We start from the raw sequence: 20,661 nt of genomic DNA, 5'->3' as shown, positions 1-20,661 counted from the left end.
ATCCCCCGCATGCTCGCCCCGCCTGCGCGCCTCCGTTCGCCCCGGCTGGCGCTTGCGCTCATCCTGGCCGCAACCGTCGGCGCCTACCTGCCGGCGCTCACCGCCCCGCTCTACCTCGATGACTACTTCTACCTCCTCGCCGCCCGCGAGCTCTCCTTCGCCGACTATGCCCGCGCCGCCTTCACCCCCTGGGGCAACGAGCCGCTCCTGCCGTTCACCCGCGACTTCTGGCGCCCCCTCGCCTTCCTTTCGTTCGAACTCCTCCAGCCGCTCTTCGGCGGCCGCCCGCTCCCCTACCACCTGCTCCTGCTCGGCGCCCACCTGGCGACGGTGGTCCTTACCTGGGCCCTTGCCGACTGGCTCGACCGGCGCCCGGGGACCCGCATCCTGGCCGCCGCAGTCGTGGCACTCCACCCTGCCTCCACCGAAGCCGTCGCCTGGATCTCATCGGTCAACAGCGCCGCCCTCCCGCTCGCCCTCGCGGCGTGGCTGCTCTTCCTGCGCGCAACGGAGGCACCCCGCCCGCGCTGCCGGCTGGTGGCCGCCAGCGCGTTCGTCTTCGCCCTCGCCGCCATGACCCGCGAAGGGGCCTGGGTCATCATCCCCGCGCTCGTCGGCTGGCACATCCTCGTGACCCGGCGCGGTGCCCTGGCGGCCCGTGAGACATGGCTGCCGCTGGTGCCCTTCGCCGTTCTCGCGGCCCTGTACGTCCTGGTCCGGACCCGTGGCTTCACGGAGCCGCTCTCCAACCGCGCCATCTTCGACTACGGCGACCACGTCTGGGCGAACCTCCCCTACTACCTCGGGCGCGCCGTGGTTCCCTTCCGCGAGCCGACCGCCGGCTGGCGCCTGACCCTGCAGGAGTGGAGCGCGCCGCTTGTGCCCGCCGCAATCGTCGCGCTCGTTGCCCTGCGGCGGCCCCGCCCGGCGCTGCTGCTCGCCGCTTTCGTGCTATCACTCTTCTCCGTTGCTCCCAACCTGCTCGGCGTCGGCCCCCGCTATCTCTACTTCTCCATCCCGCTCCTCGCCCTCGGCGGCGCTATCGCCCTCGCCGACCTCGCTGAAGGCAGGCCTTGGCTCCGTCGCGCCTCCTCCGCGGCTGCACCCGCGGTCGTCGTGCTGGGGGTCGTGGGCGCGGCCCTGGTCGTGGACTCCCGCGTCGCCCACTGGCGGGAATCGGGTCCCGACCTCCAGCAGGCATGGGTCGAAGCGCTCCAGGCCGTCTACCCCGACCTCCCCGAGGGGGCAACCCTTTACTGCGCCGGCAACGTCCCGCCGCTTCTCACCATCTTCGATGGCATCAACCTCGGTCCCGCCGTCCGCTGGTACTACCCCGCAGCCGCCGGGGCCGTCTACCTCCCGCCCGGCGCCGAGCCGCCCGTCCTGGGCCCCGCCGACCGCGTCTTCATCGCTCCCTGAACGCCGCGAAGCCTATACTGCCCCGCATGCCACGCACCGAGCGCGGGTACCGCTGCCGCGAATGCGGCTGGACCACCGTCGCCTATGTCGGCCGCTGCGCGGGCTGCCAGGCCTGGAACACCCTCGAACCCTTCTCCTCCGCTCCCCCGGCCTCCCCGGGTCGCGCCCGCGCGCACCCGGCTGCTCCGGCCGCCGTCCTCCGCCTCGACCACGTCGACGCCGATACCTCAGCCCGGCTGCCCACCGGCATCCCCGAGTTCGACCGCGTCCTCGGCGGCGGCATCGTCCCCGGCTCCCTCGTCCTGGTCGGCGGCGACCCCGGCATCGGCAAATCCACCCTCATGCTCCAGGCGGCAGCCCGCCTGACGGCCGCCGGCCAGCCGGTCGCTTACCTCTGCGGCGAGGAGTCCCCGCGCCAGGTGCGGATGCGCGCCGAGCGGCTTCGGCTTGCCGGCGCGCCCGTCCAGCTCATCAGCGAACCCGCGCTCGACGCAGCCCTCGCCGCCGCCGAGGCAGCGGGCGTGTCGCTCCTGGTCATCGATTCCATCCAGTCCGTCTACGTCGAAGGTCTCGAATCCCGCGCCGGCGGCCCGGCGCAGCTCGCCGAAGCCGGGGCCCGCCTGCTCGCCTTCGCCAAGGGAACCGGCATCGCGACCATCGTTACCGGGCACGTCACCAAGTCCGGCGAGGTCGCCGGCCCGCGCCTCCTCGAGCACCTCGTCGATGCCGTGCTCTACTTCGAAACCGCCAAGGGCGGGCTCATCCGCCTCCTCCGGGCCGTCAAGAACCGATTCGGCGCCACCGACGAAATCGGCCTCTTCGAGATGACCGGCAGCGGCCTCCAGAGCGTCGAAAACCCGAGCGCCGCCCTCCTCGCCCCCCACGCCCCGGGCGCCTCGGGCTGCGCCATCACCGCCCTTATCGAGGGCTCCCGGCCGCTCGCCATCGAGCTCCAGGCCCTCGCCGTGCCCTCGTCGCTCGCCGCCCCGCGCCGCATCGCCGCCGGCATCGAACCCGCGCGCCTCCACCTGCTTCTCGCTGTCCTTGCCCGCCGCGGCGGCATCCCGTCGGCCAGCCTCGATATCGTCGCCAGCGTCTCCGGCGGCCTTCGCCTGCGCGATACCTCCGCCGACCTGCCGATCGCCCTCGCGCTCGCCTCCGCCATCCTCGATGCGCCCCTGCCCCCGGGCACGGCTGCCCTCGGCGAGCTCGCCCTCTCCGGCGCCGTCCGGCCCGTCCACCAGCCCGCCCGGCGCCTCGCCGAACTCGCCCGGCTCGGCATCTCGACCGCCATCGTCCCGCCCGGCACGCCCGCGGTCGAAGGCGTGCGCCTCGTGCCCGTCGCCAGCCTCGCCACTGCCCTCGAGGCTGTCGGGCTCTCACATCTGCCGGTACGAGCGGTGCCGCATGACCACGCTCTGCAGCAGCCCGAGCGAGGCGAACAGCGTCACCAGTGATGAACCCCCCTGGCTGACGAACGGCAGCGGGATGCCCGTCACCGGGAACAGGCTGACGTTCACCGCCACGTTGATGAACGTCTGCATCAGGATCAGCATCGTCACGCCCACCGCGATGAGCTGCCCCGTCGTGTCGCCCGCCAGCTGCACCGCCCGGATGCATCGCATCAACAGGAAAATGTAGAGTGCGAAGATGCCCATCGCCCCCACGAACCCGAACTCCTCCCCGAGCAGGCTGAAAATGAAGTCCTTGGTCGAAACCTTCAGGTACTCCAGCTGCGTCTGGTCGCCCTGCATGTAGCCCTTCCCGAACAGCTGCCCCGAACCCAGCGCGATTTGCGACTGCAGGACGTTGTAGCCCGAATCGAGCGGGTCCTCGTACGGGTCCACCAGCACCGCTACGCGCTCCACCTGGTAATCCGCAATGGCGAACGTCCAGACAAACGGCAGCAGCGCCAGGAACACGCCCGCCATCACGAGCAGGTGGCTCCGGTTCGCCCCGGCGATGACGACAATCCCCAGCCAGATTGCCCCGAAGACGATGCTCGTCCCCAGGTCGGGCTGCAGGAAGACCAGCCCCGCCAGCGGCGCCACAATCGCCAGCGACAGCAGCAGCGAGCGCAGTTCCCGCGCATCGCCGCCGTGCTCCGAAAAGAACCGGGCCAGCAACAGGATCGCCGCCAGCTTCGCAAACTCCGAGGGCTGCACCTGCACGGGGCCGAGCTCGAACCAGCGGGTCGAGCCGAAGGTCGTGCTTCCGACTGCGAACAGCGCCAGCAGCGCCAGGATCGAGAGCCCGTACAGCAGCCACGCATAGTGCGTGAACCGGTGGTAATCGGCCCGCGAAACGGCCAGCATCACCGCCACCCCGATCGCCGCGTACACCGCCTGCCGCGCCACCGGGCTCGATAGGCTCGCGATCGGCCCGTCGTACCACGGCCGGGACCCGCTGTGGATCAGCGCGAGCCCAACCGCGACCAGCGCCAGCGCCGCCCCGACCATCCACGTGTCGAACCGGTCCCAGCCGCGCCAGAGCGCCCCGCGCGATCGCGCCCTCCCGAACCCGCTGCCCAGCGTCACGCTCGTCATCGGATGCCCTGTTCCATGATGTAGTCGAAGATCTTGCCGGCCACTGGCGCCGCCTTATCGCCGCCCACGCCGATGTCAAAGTACACCGTCACCACCACCTGCGGGTTGTCGTAGGGCGCGAAACCCGTAAACCACGCGTGCTGCGACTTCGTCCCGTCCGGTTTGAAGAACTCCGCGGTGCCCGTTTTCCCGGCCACCGTCGTCCGCGAGCTCGCTGCCCGCTGACCGGCCCCGTATTGGACCGACGCCAGCATCCCCTCCCGCACCACCTGCAGCCAGCGCGGGTCCACGTCGACCTTCTCGGCCTGCGGCGAGATGGTGCGCACGACCCGGCCGTCCGGCGCAATGATTGCATCGGCCACGTGCGGTACTGGCAGTGTGCCCCCGTTCGCGATCGCCGCCGTCATCCGCGCGATCTGGAGCGGCGTGGCCAGCACATCGCCCTGCCCGATCGCCGAGTTGTACGTATCGCCGAGGAACCACTCGTTCTCCCCCGGCGCGAACCCCTCGCCCACCTTCGTCCGGCGCTTCCACTGCGGGTCAGGCACGCGCCCCGCCCCCTCCCCGAACAGGTCGATCCCCGTCGGCTTGCCGAACCCGAACTTCCGGGCCCACGCCGCCAGCACCGCACCGGAGGTCTCGATATCCTTCCCCAGCCCGCGCTGCTTCTCCAGGTCGCCTCCGGCCGTGAGGAAGAAAAAGACGTTCGACGACCACGCAATCGCCGACCGCACGTCCATCACCTGGTTGTGACACCGCCAGTCGGGATAGTTGTAGATGACGTTGTTCTCGCCCTTCACATCCAGGCTGCACCCGACATAAAAGCTCGTGGAGGGCGTGATGCTCCCCTCGGCCAGGCCAGCGGTCGCGGTCACCAGCTTGAAGGTCGAACCAGGTGCCGCCGCGCTCAGGGCCTTGTTCAGCAGCGTGTACGTCTCGGTGTCGTTCTGGATGCGCGCCAGCTCCTCCGCCCGCCGCTGCGAATCCGCGTAGATGTTGTTGTCGTAGGTCGGGATCGAGACCATCGAGAGGATGGCCCCGGTGTTCGCGTCCATCACCACTGCCGCGGCCTGCTTCGCGTCGCCCCAGCCCGTCCCGTTGTCCGGCATCGAACGCTCGAGCAGGTCGGCCACGTACTGCTGCAGGCCCGCGTCGATGTTCAGCCGCACCGTGTTGCCCGGGACCGGGTCCTGCTGGCCCAGCATGTTGATCAGCCGGCCCTGCGCGTCCTGCTCCGCCGCCGTGTAGCCGATCTGGCCCCGGAGGTCGGCCTCGTACCACGCTTCGATGCCATCCTTCCCCACCGGTTCGTTCAGCTGGTACCCCTTCTCCCGCAGCACCTGCGCTTCCTCGGCCGTTTGCGGCCCGATGTAGCCCAGCAGGTGCGAAAACGACGGCCCGCCGATGTACTCGCGCCCGGGCGTCACCTCGAGGCTCACGCCCGGGAGGCTCACCGCCGCCTCTTCGAGCGCCAGCGCCTGCTCCCGCGGCAGGTTCGTCGCCACCCGGATGGCGATGTACCCCCTCCCTGCCGCCAGCGCCTCGTCGACCAGCGTCTGCACCTCCAGCGGCGAAACTCCGATGAGCTCCTGCAGCCGCAGGTAGATGCGGTAGCGGGCTTCCTGCGATGCCGGCAGCAGCTCCGGCAGCACCGACGCCGAGTACACGCCCACGTTCCGCACCAGCGGCTCCCCGTTGCGGTCCGTGATCAGGCCCCGCGTGGGCAGGATGTTGTTGCGGACGATGTGGTTCTCCCGCGACCGCTGCGCGAACTCCTCGCCCCGCAGGATCTGCATGTCCACCAGCCGCACCGTCAGCACCGCGAAGAGCAGCAGCACCAGCGCCCGCAGGATGGCCACGTTCCCGTGGGGACGGTTCCTGCTCGGCCCGGCCGGTGTACGGAAGCCCTCTTCAAGCAGACTCATAGGCCGCTGACGTAGCGCCCCCTCGAGAGTTTCAGCCCGCCCCCCGACCATCCTACGAGCCGCAGCGGGATGTAGCACAACGAAAAGAAAAGACTGTCAACCAACAGTCCCGGGAACACGACATCCCATACCAGCGGCCCCACCATTACCCGCGCGCCGGTGAGCATCGCAGCCGCCGCCAGCACCACACGGTACGCAACCCCCGCCCCCAGGACGGTCAGCCAGGACCGAACGCCCGCCGCAAGCGGCAGCGGCGCGTCCTCCAGCCACGCCCCCAGCGGCAGCAGCGGCAGATACGCCACCAGCAGCAGCCCCGCGTCCCGGTCCGAAAGGAACCCGGCAGCCAGCGCCGCCGCCGGCGTCAGCACCATCGCCGCCCGGGGGCCCGCGAACGTCCCAATCATCGCCAGGGTCAGCACCACCAGCTCCGGGACCGCCCCCCGCACCGGGAACAGCGGCGCAACGGTCACCTGCGCCACGGCCGCTGTCACCACCAGCGCCGCCAGCGCGAGCCCTTTCACGGGGCCTCCGTGTCCAGCGCTTCGGGCACGAAGCTCAGCAGCACCAGCACCGTCGTCGCCGTCTCCAGCCGCGTCAGCGGCTCCACCCGCACCTTCGGAAACAGGTCCTGCGCCGAACCCTCGACGGCCGAAACAATTCCAATCGGAATCCCGTACGGGAAGCTTCCCCCGAGGCCCGCGGTCACCAGCGTATCCCCGACCTGGATCGCCCCCTGCGCCAGGTCGAGCGTCAGCGTCCGTCCCGGGTTCCCCCGCAGGATGCCGTCCGCCCCCTCAGCCCCCAGCACCGTGGCCCGCACGGCGCTGCGGGTGTCCGTAATCAGCCGCACAAACGAACGCGTCGGGGTGACGCGGGTCACGGTGCCCATCAGCGACCCCTGCGTCGAGGTCACCACCATCCCCTTCACTACCCCGTCGTTCGAGCCGCGATCGATGGTAATTACCGAGGTGAACGGCGAGCTGTCGCGGTGCACCACGTTGGCCGCCAGGCGCTGCTGCGAGGTGTCGCCCTGAGCCAGCCCTAGCGCCGCCTCCAGCTCGCGAATCCGCTGGGCGTCCTGTTGCCGCTGGGCCAGCTGGTTGCGCAGGTCTTCGTTCTCCACCCGCAGGCGCGCGTTTTCGTCCTGCAGTTCATCGATCTCGCTGAAGTTCGAAAGGATGGTTGCCACCGGCCGGAACACGCCGTTCAGCAGCGCCTCCAGCGGGGCCGTAGCCCGCAAAAACACGCCCTGAACCGGCCCCAGCACGCCCACCTGGCCCAGGATTCCCAGCAGGATCGCCAGGCCCACCATCACCCCCGCCCACCACGAATACCGGTTGAGGATCAGCATGGCCGTCCCTCGAGGCGCACCCCGATGCTACCGCCCAGGCCGTCGCGAGACCAGCTGAGATTGCACCTTCTCCAGGATCGCCGGCTCCTCCAGCACCTCCCCGGCCCCCCGCACCACGCAGAGCAGCGGGTCCTCCGCCACGTACACCGGGAAGCGTGTCTCCTGCGAAAGCCGCCGGTCGAGCCCCCGCAGCAGCGCACCGCCGCCGGCCAGCGCGATCCCGTGCGCCATCAGGTCGCTCACGAGCTCCGGCGGCGTGACTTCGATTGACGAGCGCACCGCCTCCACGATCGCGCTGATCGAACCCGCCAGCGCGTCGCGAATTTCGACCGTGCTCACCTCGACCGATTTGGGCAGACCGGTGGCCAGGTCCCGCCCGCGGATCTCGATCGTCTCTTCCGGCTCCAGCGGCGCCGCCGAACCGGCCAGCTTCTTGATCTCCTCCGCCGTCCGCTCCCCGATGAGCAGGTTATGCACCTGGCGCGCATACGCGATGATGTCCTGGTCCATCTCGTCCCCGGCCACCCGCACCGAGGTACTGACCACCATGCCCCCGAGCGAGATGACCGCCACCTCCGTCGTCCCGCCGCCGATGTCGACGATCATGCACCCGGCTGCCTCCATCACCGGCAGGCCCGCGCCGATCGCCGCCGCCATCGGCTCCTCGATCAGGTAACACGCCCGCGCGCCCGCGTTCAGCGCCGCATCGTGCACCGCCCGCTTCTCCACCTCCGTCACCCCGCTCGGGATGCCGACCACCACCCGCGGCTGCGCCAGGAAGCTCCGCTCGTGCACGGCCCGGATGAAGTAGCTCAGCATCTTTTCGGTGACTTCGAAGTCCGAGATCACCCCGTCCCGGAGCGGCCGTACCGCCACGATGTTCGCCGGTGTCCGCCCCACCATCCGCTTCGCCTCCGCCCCGATCGCAAGAATCTTCTTCGTCGTCCGGTCGATCGCCACGACTGAGGGCTCATCGATGACGATGCCGCGCCCGCGCACTGCAACCAGCGTGTTCGCCGTCCCAAGGTCGATGGCGATGTCGTGCGAAAGAAAACCAAACAGCGAACCGAGCGCGCTCAGAATCGACAAGGGCGGGTACCTGTCCGGGGCCGACCGCGAAAAACCGCGGCAAAGGTGGGCTGCTCCAGTATACCGGCCATGACCCCACCCGGCGAACGGGCCGCTTTTACCGTTTCGAAAACCTCAGTGACCGTTTACAAACTGGCAGAAAGCGCCGCGGGGCCGCCCTCCAGCAGCCGCTCGAACTCCTCCTCGGTCAGCAGCTTCATCCCAAGCTGCTGTGCCTTCGCCAGCTTCGAGCCCGCATCCTCGCCGACCACCAAATAGTCGGTGCCTTTCGTGACCGAGCTCCCCACCTTCCCGCCGCGCGCCCGGATCGCGTCCTCTGCCTCGGCGCGGCTCATCCGCTCCAGCCGCCCGGTCACCACGATGGTCAAGCCCTCCAGCGGTCCAGCGCCCGCCGCCGGGCGTTCGAACCGCGGGTTGACGCCGCGGGCAATCAGGTGCTCCACGAGCGCCCGGTTCTCAGGCCGCTGTACCCATTCCGCGATGCTCCCGGCCACCACCGGCCCGATCCCCTCGATCTGCTGCAGCTCCTCCGCCGTCACGCGCAGCAGCCCATCGAGGCTCCCCACGTGCTCCGCCAGCAGCCGTGCCGTTTCGAACCCCACGTGCCGGATGCCCAGCCCAAAGATGACGTTCGGGAGCGGGCGGCTCTTGCTCGCCTCGATGCCCCGCAGCAGGTTCTCGGCGGTTTTCTCCTTCACCTTCGGGAGCGAAAGCAGCTGCTCCTTTGTCAGGTCGTACAGGTCGCCCACGTTCTCCACCAGCCCCGACTGGTAGAGCGCGACGGCCATCTTTTCGCCCAGGCCTTCGATGTCCATCGCACCCCGGCTGGCGAAATGCTCGATGAGCCGAATCCGCTGCGCCGGGCACGAGGCGTTCGGGCAGTACACGGCCGCCTCATCCGGGTCCCGCGAGACCGGCGTCCCGCAGACCGGGCAGCGGTCCGGCATCTCGAACTCGCGCTCCTCCCCGGTGCGCAGCTGCACCACCGGGCCCACCACCTGCGGGATCACCTCCCCGGCCCGCTGCACGATCACCGTATCGCCGATGCGGATGTCCTTCCGCCGGATATCGCCCTCGTTATGCAGCGTCGCCAGCGAGACCCGCGCCCCGCCGACGACCACCGGCTCCAGCACCGCGAACGGCGTCAGCACCCCGGTTCGCCCCACGTTCACCTGGATATCGAGCAGCCGGGTCGTTCGCTGCTGCGGCGGGAACTTGAACGCTGTGGCCCAGCGCGGCTCGCGGCCCACGGCCCCCAGCCGGTCCCAGGCCGTCATGTCGTCCAGCTTCAGGACCACCCCGTCGATGTCGTAGTCCAGCCGCTCCCGCTCTTTCTCCCACCAGGCAATTCGCGGCAGCACGTCGTCCAGCCCGGGATGGCGCCGGGCCTCTGGGTTCACGGTGAACCCCATCTCGCGCAGCCACGCCAGCACCTCGAACTGCGAGGTCGGGTGGCTCCCCTCGCACCACCCGAGCTGGTACACGAACATCGCCAGCGGCCGCGAAGCGGTGACCGCCGCGTCCTTCTGCCGCACCGAGCCGGCCGCGGCATTCCGCGGGTTCGCGTAGAGCGGCAGCGGCCGCTTCCCCTCCCGTTCGCGGCGCAGGTTCTCCTCGCCGATGGCCGCGTTCATCTCCTCGAAGCCGCTGCGGGGCATGTACACCTCGCCGCGTACTTCGAACCGTTCCGGGAAGCTCCCCTGCAGCCGCTTCGGAATCGTCGGGATCGTCTTCAGGTTCTCGGTCACGTTCTCGCCGCGGTACCCGTCGCCGCGCGTGGCTCCCTGCACGAACAGCCCCCGCTCGTACACCAGCGCGATCGCCAGCCCGTCGATTTTCGGCTCCGAAACGAGCGCTCCCGGGTCCGTTCCCAGCCGCTCCGCTGCCCGGCGGTGCCACGCCCGCAGCTCCTCTTCGCTGAAGCAGTTCGAAAGGCTCAGCAGCGGCACTCGGTGCTCCACCACCTCGAAGGTCGGCAGCGGCGCACCGCCCACCCGCTGGGTCGGCGAATCCGGCGTAATCAGCTCCGGGTAGGCCGCCTCGATCGCCCGGAGCTCGTTCATCAGGTCGTCGTAGACCTCGTCAGAAATCTCCGGCTGGTTCAGCTCGTAGTAGAGACGGTTGTGATAGTTGATGAGCGAGCGCAGCTCTTCGCTCCGGAGCCGCGCCTCGTACTGGGTCTTCGGCACGTCGCGCATGGCCCGAAAGTATACCCCCGGCGGTCGCAGCCCCCGTGCTACACTCGTCACATGCGCGACCGCGTCATCGTCATCGATTACGACGCCGGCAACCTGCGCAGCGTCGCCCGCGCGCTCGACCACGTCGGCGCGAGCCCGCGCGTGAGCGCCGACCCCGCCGAGATCGCGGAAGCCGGCGCGCTGGTGCTCCCCGGGGTCGGCGCTGCCGCCGATACGATGCGCAACCTCCGCGAGCGCGGCCTCATCGAGCCCATCCGCGAGTACATCGCCGCCGACCGCCCTTTCCTCGGCGTCTGCATGGGCCTCCAGGCCCTCCTCGAACGCTCCGAAGAAGGCGACCAGCCCTGCCTCGGCATCCTCCCTGGCGTCGTGCGCCGCTTCCCTGCCCTGCCGGGCCTGAAAATCCCCCACATGGGCTGGAACACCATCGACTGGCGCTACCCCCACCCCGTCACCGAAGGCATTCCCTCCGGCTCCTACTTCTACTTCGTCCACTCCTACCACCCGACCACGCCGGACCCGTCGCTGGTCCTGGGTGAAACCGAGTACGGCCTCCGCTTCCCCTCGGTGCTCGCCCGTGGCTACCTTGTAGCCACGCAGTGCCACCCCGAGAAGAGCGGCCGCGATGGCCTCCGCTTCTACGCCAACTTCGTCCGCTGGGCCCGCGAAGGCGTCCCGGTCCCCGCTGCCGCTGCCGCGCCGTGAGTTTCGCAGTCATCCCCGCCATCGACCTCCGCGGCGGCCGCTGCGTGCGCCTCCACCAGGGCGATTACGCCCGCGAAACCGCCTACAGCGATGACCCCGCCGCTACCGCCCAACTCTGGCAGGACCAGGGCGCCCCTCGCCTCCACGTCGTGGACCTCGACGGCGCCCGCGAGGGACGACCCGTGAACACGGAGGCTATCCGCGCCATCTGCCGCGCCGTCTCCATCCCCGTCGAGGTCTCCGGCGGCATCCGCACCCTCGAGGCCATCCGGCAGGCCCTCGCCGACGGCGCCGATCGCGTGCAGCTCGGCTCCATCGCCGTGAAGGACCCGGCCGTCGCCCGCGAAGCCATCCGCACCTTCGGCGAGGCCATCGTCATCGCCATCGATGCACGCGACGGGTTCGTCCGCACCGACGGGTGGCTACAGGGTAGCAACATCCGCGCTCTCGACCTCGCCCGCGACCTCGACGCCGCCGGCGTCGCCCGCATCATGTTCACCGACATCTCCCGCGATGGCACCCTCTCCGAACCCAACTTCCAAGCTTACCGCGACCTCCTGGCCGCCGTCTCCTGCCCGGTCGTCGCCTCCGGCGGCATCGCCACGCTCGACCACCTCCGCCAGCTCGCCGCCATCGGCTGTGAGGGCGCCATCGTCGGCACCTCGCTCTACGAGCGCCGCTTTACCCTGCCAGAGGCCCTGGCTGCTGTGGCTACGGTGTAGCCGCAGCAAATCCGCATCGACATCCACCCCCGCGCGCCCCACAATCGAACCATGCTCACCCGCAGGATCATTCCCTGCTTCGATGTCGACCGCGGCCGCGTCGTCAAAGGCGTCTCCTTCGTCCAGCTGCGCGACGCCGGCGACCCCGTCCAGCTCGCCCGCGCCTACGAAGAGGCCGGCGCCGATGAGCTCGTCTTCCTCGATATCACCGCCTCCGCCGAGGACCGGACCACCACCTACGACATGGTCGCCGCCACCGCCGAGCAAGTCTTCATCCCCTTCACCGTCGGTGGCGGCATCCGCACCCCGGCCGACATGAAGATCATGCTCGAGCTCGGCGCCGAAAAGGTCAGCATCAACACCGCCGCCATCCAGGACCCGGACCTCGTCGCCCGCGGCGCCGACCGCTTCGGCAGCCAGTGCATCGTCGTCGCCATCGACGCCCGCAGGGTGGAAGATGCCCCCGGCCGCTGGGAGGTCTACTCCCACGGCGGCCGCATTCCCACCGGCTTCGATGCCGTCGAATGGGCCGCCGAGGTCGTCCGCCGCGGCGCCGGCGAGCTGCTCGTCACCAGCATGGACACCGATGGCCACCAGCAGGGCTACGACATCGCCCTCCTCCGCGCCATCAGCGATGCCGTCTCCGTCCCGGTGATCGCCTCGGGCGGTGCCGGCTCTCCCGAGCACATGGCCGCAGCCCTCACCGAAGGCCGCGCTGATGCCGTCCTCGCCGCCAGCATCTTCCACTTCGGGACGTACACCGTCCGCCAGGTGAAGGAAGCCCTCGCGGCCCGCGGCATCCCCGTGCGGCCCGTCCCCGAACCGGAGCCTGCGCCGTGAGCGAAGCCGAGGTCCTCGCCTTCGGCCCCGATGGACTCCTGCCGGCCGTCGTCCAGCATGCCGAGACGGGCGAGGTGCTCATCCTCGCATTTATGAACCGCGAGGCGCTCGAGCGCACCCTCCAGACCGGGCTCGTCACCTTCTTCTCCCGCTCCCGCGGCCAGCTCTGGGTCAAAGGCGAAACCAGCGGCAACTACCTGCGCCTCGTCTCAATCGCCAAGAACTGCGAGGCCAACTCGCTGCTCATCCGCGCTAGGCCCGATGGCCCGGCCTGCCATACCGGCAATTCCACCTGCTTCTACCGTCCGCTCGACCCCGCCACCGACCTGCCCCCCGCCTGACATGGACCCCCGCAGCCTCGGCATCCTCGTCGCAGCCCTGGGCATCGCTCTCGTCGTTATCGGTGGCCTCATCTCCCTTGGCCCCTTCAGCTGGTTCGGCCGCCTCCCCGGCGATATCCGCATCGAAACAGGCTCAACTCGCATCTACATCCCCGTCACCACCATGCTCCTCCTTTCCGTGGTCCTTTCGCTCCTCGGGGCCATCTTCCGCCGATTCCAGTAACCTCGAACGCATGCCCAAGCCCGATTACACCGCCCTCGAATTCCCGGCGGCTCCCGCAGAGCGGCCCTACGTCATCATCAACATGGTCATGTCCGTCGATGGCAAGGTCGTTGTCGACGGCACCGAACAGGGCATCGGCTCCCCGATCGACCAGCGCCTCATGCGCGAACTCCGCACCCACGCCGATGTCGTCCTCAACGGCGCCGAAACCCTCCGCGTCAGCGGCTCATCCTCCCGCCTCGGCGACCCCGCCCTCGAACAGCTCCGCATCGCCCGAGGCAAACCTCGCCTGCCCATCGCAGCCACCGTCTCGGCTTCCGGGGATCTCCCGCTCGACCGCGCCTTCTTCACCGCCAATGACTTCGAGGCCGTTGTCTACCTCGATGAATCTGCACCGCCGGAGCGCATCGACGCCGTGCACGCCACCGGCCGGCCCGTCGTCCTCCTGCCCGCCCGCGATGGCCTCTCGGTCATGCTCGCCCACATGCGGCACGAACTCGGTGCCGGGCTTCTCCTCTGCGAAGGCGGTCCCACCCTCAACGCCGGCCTCTTCGCCCTCGACGCTGTCGATGAGCTGTTCATCACTATCGGCCCGCGGGTCATCGCCGGCCGCGATTCGCTTACCCCGGTCGAAGGCCCCCTCGCCTTCACCCGCGAGACGATGAAGCAGCTCGAACTCGCATGGGCCGTGCCCTCGGAAACGACGGCCGAACTCTATTGCCGCTACCGCGTCCGCCGCTGACCCGTCAGCCCACCACCATCGACGCAGCGAGCACCGCCGCCGCCATCCCTGCCAGCGTCGGCAGGAACGCCCGCCGCGCATACCGCAAGGCGCCGTAGCTCGCCCCGTGCTGCCGGGCCACGCTCACCCAGAACACCGTGATCAGCGACGCGACCATCGTGAAGTTCGCCCCGCTGGCCCACCCGATCAGCACGCCCACCACCAGCGCCTCGTGCTCGCCTGGCCGGGCGCCGATGGTCGCCGCGAGCAGCAGCGCGGCAGGCCAGTTGTTCACAAGATTCGACAGCACCGCAGCAGCCACGGCCGCCCCGGCGATCGTCAGCGCTGTCGGCTGTTCCTCGAGCCATCCCAGCAGCCCGCCCAGCCAGTCCAGCGATCCGGCCTGGACCACGCTTTCGGCCAGCACCATCAGGCTGGCCACGAAAACCAGCACCCCCGGGGCGATGTGCGCCCGGTAGCGCCGCGCGTCGATGGGGCCCCCGGCACGCGCCGCCACGCCCATCGCCAACCCCCCGGCGACCGTCACCGCCCCCAGCGGCCACCCGCGCATCCCCGCGACGACGTACCCGACCGCGAGCAGCCCTGCAGCCAGCATCGCCGGCCAGGCCGGCCGCTCCAGCGCCAGGTGCCGGGCCTCTTCGGGCGCGGCCCGTTCCCGCGGGGTTCGCAGCCATGTAACAACCGCCATCGCCGCAATTCCTGCCAGCGCTGCAGGCGTCACCGTTCGCAGGTACCCGTCGAACCCCGGCTCGAACCGCTCGTAGTACAGCAGGTTGACCGGGTTGCTCACCGGCAGCAGCAGGCTCGCGCCGTCGGCGGCGAAGGTCGCGGCGAATGCGGCGTCGGTGGTCGCCCTGGCGGTCGCCGCCCCCGCCACGAAGATCGCCGGAGTCAGCACCAGCGGCGTCGCATCGTTCGAAAGCACAGCCGTGATCAGCGTCCCCAGCCCGAGCACCACAGCCACCCGTCCACGGCCACCCCGTACCCTCCCCAGCAGCAGTGCCACCCGGGCGTAGAGCCCGGCCGCCTCCGCGCCCGCCGCCACCAGCATCAGACCGAAAAAGAACGCCGCGATGTTGGCCGACTCCGCCGCCACCTCGATCCCGCCCCGCAGGCCGAGCGGTCCAAGCACCCACGCTGCCGCACCCCCGGCCAGCGCCACCTGCCAGTCCTTCGCGCCCCACGGCCGCAGGTAGAGCGCCCCGATGGTCCCGGCCAGCACCAGCGCCAGCAGCCAGGCCTGCACGCCGCGTAGCATCTGCCCAGGCACGCTTGCGTGATACCCCCGGATTCGGCGAACAAACGTTCGTGACCTGCTACACTGCTCGCTGCCGACTCCCTGTGCCGGCGCTACACTCGATCTGCGGGCCCCGGCCCGCCCCAACGCTTCCCCCGAAAGGGCCCCCATGCCCCTCGACCACATCGTTGTCCGCGGCGCTCGCGAGCACAACCTCAAAAACATCGACGTCCGCATCCCCCGCGACCGCCTCGTCGTCATTACCGGCCTCTCCGGCTCCGGCAAATCCTCCCTGGCCTTCGACACCATCTACGCCGAGGGCCAGCGCCGCTACGTCGAATCCCTCTCCGCCTACGCCCGCCAGTTCCTCGGGCTCATGGAAAAGCCCGATGTCGACCACATCGACGGCCTTTCCCCGGCCATCTCCATCGACCAGAAATCCACCTCCAACAACCCCCGCTCAACCGTCGGCACCGTCACCGAAATCTACGACTACATGCGCCTCCTCTGGGCCCGCGCAGGCCGCCCTCACTGCCCCGCCTGCGGGCGCCCAATCGAACGCCAGACCGTCCAGCAGATCGTCGACGCCACCCTCGCCTACCCCCAGGGCTCCCGTCTCCTCCTCCTCGCCCCGGTCACCCGCGCGAAAAAGGGCGAACACGCCGGTATCTTCGATGAGGCCCGCCGCGCCGGCTTCGTCCGTGTGCGCGTCGATGGCCAGGTCTACGACCTCGACGAGCTCCCGTCTCTCGACAAGAACCGCCGCCACGACATCGATGTCGTCGTCGACCGCCTCGTCGTCCCCGAGCCTGGCGCCGACCCTGCCGCCTCCAGCCGCATCGCCGATTCCGTCGAGCAGGCCCTGAAGGTCGGCCAGGGGGTGGCCATCGTCGCCTACGCCGGCGGGGCCCCACCGGGCGCACCTGAGCCCCCCGCCGAGCGCCTCTTCTCCGAGCACTTCGCCTGCCCCTACGACGGCACCTCCATCGGCGAAATCGAGCCGCGCACCTTCTCCTTCAACAGCCCCCACGGTGCCTGCCCCACCTGCACCGGGCTCGGCGTCGAAATGCAAATCGATCCCGACCTCGTCATCCCCGACCCCTCGAAATCCATCGCCGAGGGCGCCGTCGAGCCCTGGTCGAAATCGCCCAGCATCGCCGGCTGGTACCTTCGCCAGCTCGAAGCCGTCGCCGAGGACCAGGGCTTCACGATCCACACCCCCATCAACCAACTCACCGAAGCCCAGCGCCGCGCCCTCCTCTACGGCACCGGCGACCGCCTCCTTCGCCTCCGCTTCACCAACCAGTACGGCCGCACCCAGGTCTACGACACCCGCTACGAAGGGGTCATCCCCAACCTCCAGCGCCGCTACAAAGAGACCGACTCCGATTACGTTCGCGCCGACATCGAGAAGTACATGGGCGCGATTCCCTGCCCGGCCTGCAAGGGCAAGCGCCTCCGTCCCGAGGCCCTTGCCGTCCTCATCGATGGCCTGCCCATCACCGAAGTCACCGCCATGAGCATCGCCCAGGCGCGCGCCTGGTTCGACCGCCTCTCCGGGCCGGGGACCCCGCTCAACGCCCGCGAACAGGCTATCGCCGTCCAGGTCCTCAAGGAGATCCGTTCCCGCCTCGAATTCCTCGTCGATGTCGGGCTCGACTACCTCACCCTCGACCGCGTCTCCGGCACCCTCTCGGGCGGCGAATCCCAGCGCATCCGCCTCGCCACCCAGATCGGGTCCGCCCTCATGGGCGTTCTCTACATCTGCGACGAACCGTCCATCGGCCTCCACCCCGTCGATGGAGACCGCCTCATCCGCACACTCCAGCGCCTCCGCGACCTTGGCAACACCGTCATTATCGTCGAGCACGACGAAGCCATGATGCGCGCCGCCGACTGGATCATCGACATGGGTCCCGGCGCCGGCATCCACGGCGGCAGGGTCGTCGCGGAAGGTCCGCCCGAAGCGGTCATGGCCCACCCGGAGAGCATCACCGGCGCATACCTCTCGGGCCGCCGCGAAATCCCGGTGCCCCGCACCCGGCGGTCCGGCAACGGCAAGGTCCTCCGCATCGTCGGCGCCCGCGAAAACAATCTTCGCAACGTTACCGTCGATATCCCCCTCGGCTGCTTCGTCGCGGTCACGGGCGTCTCCGGCTCCGGAAAGTCGTCGCTCGTCACCGATATCCTCGTGCGCAAGGCCGCCCAGGTCCTCCACGGCGCACGCACCCGCCCCGGCGCCCACGACACCATCGAGGGCCTCGGCCACCTCGACAAGATCGTCGACATCGACCAGTCCCCCATCGGCCGGACACCGCGCTCCAACCCCGCCACGTACACGGGGGCCTTCACCCTCATCCGCGAACTCTTCGCCACCGTCCCCGAGGCCCGCGCCCGCGGCTACAAGGCCGGCCGTTTCTCCTTCAACGTCAAGGGCGGCCGCTGCGAGGAGTGCGCCGGCGACGGCTACAAGGTCGTCGAAATGCAGTTCCTCCCCGATGTCACCGTCCCCTGCGAGGTCTGCCACGGCAGGCGCTACAACCGCGAGGCGCTCGAAATCACCTTCCGCGGCAAAAACATCGCCGAAGTCCTCGATATGACCGTCTCCGAGGCGGTCGAATTCTTCGAACGCTTCCCCCGCATCAAGCGTATCCTCGATACCCTCGAAGCCACCGGCCTCGGCTACATGAAGATCGGCCAGCCCGCCACCACGCTCTCCGGCGGCGAGGCCCAGCGCATCAAACTCGCCAGCGAGCTCTCCCGCCGCTCAACCGGCCGCACCCTGTACGTCCTCGATGAACCGACCACCGGCCTGAGCTTCCAGGACGTCCACCACCTCCTCAACGTCCTCAACCGCCTCGTTGATGCCGGCAACACCGTCGTCGTCATCGAACACCACCTCGATGTCATCAAAACCGCCGACTACCTCATCGACCTCGGCCCGCTCGGCGGCGACCGCGGCGGCCAGGTCGTTGCCGTCGGCACACCAGAGCAGGTCGCCGGCAACGAAGCCAGCCACACCGGCCGCTACCTCCGGCCTATTCTCGAGGCCGCGGGCACCCTCGGCGCGCCAGAGGCCGCGGCCGGGCAGGCCCGCGCCCGCCGGATGCGCACGAAGGCCGGCCGCTCCCCGGCCGCCCCGGTCGAGCCCTCGCCCAACGGGCGCGATGGTGCGGCGGCCGTCGCGGAAAGCGCAGCTGCTGCGGCCGGACGCATCACCGCACGCGCAGCCCGCGAAGCCGCGGGCGCTGCATCCCCCGGCGGCCGGACTGACCACGTCACTCCCCCTCCCCGCCCCCAGGCGGCCGGTGATCGCGAGCCCCGCGAACAGCGGGGCCGGCGCCGCCCCCGCTGACCCGCCGCTGCCCTGTCAGCCGCCCCCTCCCGCTCGCGAACCCTGCCGGCCCGGAGTGTGTTGCATCTGGTGGGGCCGGGGAAGGCGGCCTGACCCTCCGGCATGTGCTGGCGTCACGCCATATCATATTTTCGAATGACTGGCATGATGAAAAAAACGCCATCTCCAGCGGATAGCGGGGGCGGTGGTGGTCGTTGTGCTCCTGGAATCCATCAGCTTCGCGATCGGGCGGGAGCTCGGCGGGGGCGACGGGGCCCCGCCGGCCGCTGCGGCCAGCACGCCCACGCCCGGTGCCGCAACGAGTCCCGGTGCCACAGCGACGCCCGCCGCGCCGGAGGTGGACCCCTGCACCGGCCTCAGTCTCAATCCGGATACGACTCAGCCATTCGGGGCCATCCCGTACCGGGACAGGGACCGGGAACTGCCGCTGTTCGATGGCGTCATTGCCGGGCTGCGCATCGGGCCGGATGCCGATGCGGGGGTGGACCAGCTCCCGAAATGTTCGAAGACGCGCTGGGGCACGCTGGAGGAGGCGAGCGGGTCGCCGCTCGAACTGCCCCTGACGCTCCCGATGCCGGCGTTCAGGGCCGTTGGGTTCAGCCAGGTGGTCATCTGCGAGGGTGACGGCCTGCCACTCGGAGTGGTCGTGGACTATGCGTTTGGGGCCTACTCAGAGGTCGGCCGCTATGGGGGGTCGTTGTCGGTCTCACGGACGAGGGTTGAGCCCCGGGGCGGGCTCCCGGTCGTCTCGATGCTGTTGCCCGCGCCCCGCGTGCGTGAGATGGAGATTGCTGGCGGCCCGGCGGCCGTTGCGGTACCGATCCTGCCTGATCACGGGGCTGGCACTGCGGCTGTGGTCACGTACCGGGACGGCATCATCACCGTCATCCAGGGCAATGCGCCCATTGGTCTTTTGCTCGAAGTCAGTGAGTACATCCTGCGGGGGGAGTGGTAGGCCCTGTCCGCCGGGCCGCGTCCGCCGGGCCGCCGGGGTGCCGTGCCTCCGGTGCGCTGGCCTGCTTACGATCACCTCGCCCGCCGGGCTGCCAGCAGGTCGCCGCACCACGCAATCACCGCCGAATTCAGCGCATGCGCGGCCTCCCACTGCACAAAGTGCCCGCAATCGCGCAACAGGAACGGCCCGATGTGGTTTGGGAACACCCGTGCAGCCATCAGGTCGAAGTCCGGGTAGATCACGTGGTCGGATGGTCCGAACAGGATCAGCGTTGGCGTCGGATTCGGCGCCGCCATGGCTGAAGGCTCGCTTCGCGCAGCCTCGCTGAACGAGGCTTCGTACGCGCCAAAGCTCGCCCGCAGCCGGGCACCGTCCCGGAACGGTTCGGCCATGAACGCCACCTCCTCCGGCGTGAACGCCCCCGGGTGTGCCCAGAACCGCGACGTGTAGAAGGTGGCGATGTACCGCTCCCGCTGCTCCGGCGTCGCCAGCTCGGCCGCAAGGGCGTCGGCATCCGTGCCCTGCCGGATGTAGTAGTCCATCGCCTCCCGCGCCGACCGGGTCCGCAGCCCGGCCATCAGCTCCCGGTCGTACGGCAGCGGCGAATTGAAGAGCACCATCCGTTCCACGAAGCCCGGGTAGCGCAGCGAAAGGTCCTGGATCACCGGCCCGCCGAGGTCTCCCCCGACCGCGACCACCCGCTCGTGCCCCAGCACGTCGTGTGCCAGCGCATACAGGTCCCGGCTGTGCGAGGGCACATCATGGAACCCACCCGCCCCCACGTCCGAATCGCCGAACCCGCGCAGGTCCGGCGCGATCACCTCGAACCCCGCATCCGCCAGCACCCCAATGTTCCGCCACCAGATGCGTTTGGTCTCAGGCCAGCCGTGCACCAGCAGCAGCGGCACCCCGCCGACCCCCTCCCGCACGAACACCTGCCGAAACCCCCGCGGTGCCGCCGCCTTGACCCGAAACCGGTCCGCCCGCAGCTCCTCGCTCATTCCTTCGCCCCC

Annotated in this window: 18 protein-coding genes; 10 read left to right on the top strand and 8 right to left on the bottom strand. The window is 69.8% G+C overall.

Annotation, left to right across the window (positions count from 1 at the left end; translation table 11 throughout):
• Positions 1-9 precede the first annotated feature (9 nt).
• Complete coding sequence (locus tag VAE46_RS08380) at positions 10-1,419, top strand: hypothetical protein (RefSeq protein WP_322796477.1); 1,410 nt, start codon at positions 10-12, stop codon at positions 1,417-1,419.
• 26 nt (positions 1,420-1,445) lie between these two features.
• A complete protein-coding gene (gene radA, locus VAE46_RS08375; RefSeq protein ID WP_322796476.1) occupies positions 1,446-2,876 on the top strand; it encodes a DNA repair protein RadA in 1,431 nt (476 codons plus the stop codon).
• Here the strand turns inward: radA and rodA are convergent.
• The 6 genes from rodA to ligA all read right to left on the bottom strand — a co-directional run bounded on the left by rodA (position 2,799) and on the right by ligA (position 10,528).
• On the bottom strand, positions 2,799-3,965 hold the full coding sequence (rodA, locus tag VAE46_RS08370; RefSeq protein ID WP_322796475.1) for a rod shape-determining protein RodA: 1,167 nt from the start codon (positions 3,963-3,965) through the stop codon (positions 2,799-2,801). The two genes, radA and rodA, sit on opposite strands and share 78 nt — an antisense overlap.
• Positions 3,962-5,824: a penicillin-binding protein 2 gene (mrdA, locus tag VAE46_RS08365; protein ID WP_322796474.1), complete on the bottom strand. Its 1,863-nt coding sequence runs from the start codon at positions 5,822-5,824 to the stop codon at positions 3,962-3,964. Before mrdA ends, rodA begins: the two co-directional genes overlap by 4 nt.
• 62 nt (positions 5,825-5,886) lie before the next feature.
• On the bottom strand, positions 5,887-6,411 hold the full coding sequence (locus VAE46_RS08360) for a hypothetical protein (protein ID WP_322796473.1): 525 nt from the start codon (positions 6,409-6,411) through the stop codon (positions 5,887-5,889).
• Entirely contained in the window at positions 6,408-7,241 is an 834-nt protein-coding gene (gene mreC / locus VAE46_RS08355) for a rod shape-determining protein MreC (protein ID WP_322796472.1), read from the bottom strand. Before mreC ends, VAE46_RS08360 begins: the two co-directional genes overlap by 4 nt.
• A gap of 27 nt (positions 7,242-7,268) precedes the next feature.
• On the bottom strand, positions 7,269-8,324 hold the full coding sequence (locus VAE46_RS08350) for a rod shape-determining protein (RefSeq protein ID WP_416223956.1): 1,056 nt from the start codon (positions 8,322-8,324) through the stop codon (positions 7,269-7,271).
• 131 nt (positions 8,325-8,455) lie between these two features.
• Positions 8,456-10,528: an NAD-dependent DNA ligase LigA gene (gene ligA / locus VAE46_RS08345; protein WP_322796470.1), complete on the bottom strand. Its 2,073-nt coding sequence runs from the start codon at positions 10,526-10,528 to the stop codon at positions 8,456-8,458.
• Positions 10,529-10,579: 51 nt separating this feature from the next.
• Between ligA and hisH the strand changes: the two genes are divergently transcribed.
• From hisH to VAE46_RS08315, 6 genes are read left to right on the top strand one after another with little or no spacing between them, the layout of a single operon-like run.
• Entirely contained in the window at positions 10,580-11,233 is a 654-nt protein-coding gene (hisH, locus tag VAE46_RS08340; RefSeq protein ID WP_322796469.1) for an imidazole glycerol phosphate synthase subunit HisH, read from the top strand.
• The gene (gene hisA / locus VAE46_RS08335; RefSeq protein WP_322796468.1) at positions 11,230-11,955 is read left to right on the top strand and encodes a 1-(5-phosphoribosyl)-5-[(5-phosphoribosylamino)methylideneamino]imidazole-4-carboxamide isomerase; all 726 of its coding nucleotides are present in this window, start codon (positions 11,230-11,232) and stop codon (positions 11,953-11,955) included. Before hisH ends, hisA begins: the two co-directional genes overlap by 4 nt.
• A 51-nt stretch (positions 11,956-12,006) precedes the next feature.
• The gene (gene hisF / locus VAE46_RS08330) at positions 12,007-12,795 is read left to right on the top strand and encodes an imidazole glycerol phosphate synthase subunit HisF (RefSeq protein ID WP_322796467.1); all 789 of its coding nucleotides are present in this window, start codon (positions 12,007-12,009) and stop codon (positions 12,793-12,795) included.
• On the top strand, positions 12,792-13,136 hold the full coding sequence (gene hisI, locus VAE46_RS08325) for a phosphoribosyl-AMP cyclohydrolase (RefSeq protein WP_322796466.1): 345 nt from the start codon (positions 12,792-12,794) through the stop codon (positions 13,134-13,136). The genes hisF and hisI overlap by 4 nt, the downstream gene beginning before the upstream one ends.
• 1 nt (position 13,137) lies before the next feature.
• On the top strand, positions 13,138-13,359 hold the full coding sequence (locus VAE46_RS08320) for a DUF2905 domain-containing protein (protein ID WP_322796465.1): 222 nt from the start codon (positions 13,138-13,140) through the stop codon (positions 13,357-13,359).
• A gap of 10 nt (positions 13,360-13,369) precedes the next feature.
• Complete coding sequence (locus VAE46_RS08315; protein WP_322796464.1) at positions 13,370-14,101, top strand: RibD family protein; 732 nt, start codon at positions 13,370-13,372, stop codon at positions 14,099-14,101.
• A 4-nt stretch (positions 14,102-14,105) separates the two neighbouring features.
• Here the strand turns inward: VAE46_RS08315 and VAE46_RS08310 are convergent, their stop codons facing one another.
• Positions 14,106-15,371 carry an SLC13 family permease gene (locus tag VAE46_RS08310; protein ID WP_322796463.1) on the bottom strand — a complete coding sequence of 422 codons (1,266 nt, stop codon included), beginning with the start codon at positions 15,369-15,371 and terminating at the stop codon, positions 14,106-14,108.
• 136 nt (positions 15,372-15,507) lie between these two features.
• Here VAE46_RS08310 and uvrA point away from each other — a divergent pair, with 136 nt between their 5' ends.
• Both uvrA and VAE46_RS08300 read left to right on the top strand, forming a co-directional pair.
• Positions 15,508-18,693, top strand: coding sequence for an excinuclease ABC subunit UvrA (gene uvrA, locus VAE46_RS08305; RefSeq protein ID WP_322796462.1), 3,186 nt, complete (start codon positions 15,508-15,510; stop codon positions 18,691-18,693).
• 187 nt (positions 18,694-18,880) lie between these two features.
• On the top strand, positions 18,881-19,648 hold the full coding sequence (locus VAE46_RS08300; protein WP_322796461.1) for a hypothetical protein: 768 nt from the start codon (positions 18,881-18,883) through the stop codon (positions 19,646-19,648).
• Positions 19,649-19,719: 71 nt separating this feature from the next.
• Here VAE46_RS08300 and VAE46_RS08295 read toward each other — a convergent pair.
• The coding region (locus tag VAE46_RS08295; RefSeq protein WP_322796460.1) for an alpha/beta hydrolase at positions 19,720-20,661 on the bottom strand (942 nt) is incomplete at its 5' end.

The sequence above is a fragment of the Tepidiforma sp. genome (assembly GCF_034433535.1).
Lineage (GTDB): Bacteria > Chloroflexota > Dehalococcoidia > Tepidiformales > Tepidiformaceae > Tepidiforma.
This window is presented reverse-complemented; position numbering and strand designations above follow the sequence as displayed.

Coding starts and splice junctions, on each gene's coding strand:
- ligA (WP_322796470.1), bottom strand. CDS start 10,528: ATGCGCGACGTGCCGAAGACCCAGTACGAGGCGCGGCTCCGGAGCGAA.
- hisH (WP_322796469.1), top strand. CDS start 10,580: ATGCGCGACCGCGTCATCGTCATCGATTACGACGCCGGCAACCTGCGC.
- hisF (WP_322796467.1), top strand. CDS start 12,007: ATGCTCACCCGCAGGATCATTCCCTGCTTCGATGTCGACCGCGGCCGC.
- radA (WP_322796476.1), top strand. CDS start 1,446: ATGCCACGCACCGAGCGCGGGTACCGCTGCCGCGAATGCGGCTGGACC.
- rodA (WP_322796475.1), bottom strand. CDS start 3,965: ATGACGAGCGTGACGCTGGGCAGCGGGTTCGGGAGGGCGCGATCGCGC.
- VAE46_RS08380 (WP_322796477.1), top strand. CDS start 10: ATGCTCGCCCCGCCTGCGCGCCTCCGTTCGCCCCGGCTGGCGCTTGCG.
- mreC (WP_322796472.1), bottom strand. CDS start 7,241: ATGCTGATCCTCAACCGGTATTCGTGGTGGGCGGGGGTGATGGTGGGC.
- VAE46_RS08320 (WP_322796465.1), top strand. CDS start 13,138: ATGGACCCCCGCAGCCTCGGCATCCTCGTCGCAGCCCTGGGCATCGCT.
- VAE46_RS08315 (WP_322796464.1), top strand. CDS start 13,370: ATGCCCAAGCCCGATTACACCGCCCTCGAATTCCCGGCGGCTCCCGCA.
- uvrA (WP_322796462.1), top strand. CDS start 15,508: ATGCCCCTCGACCACATCGTTGTCCGCGGCGCTCGCGAGCACAACCTC.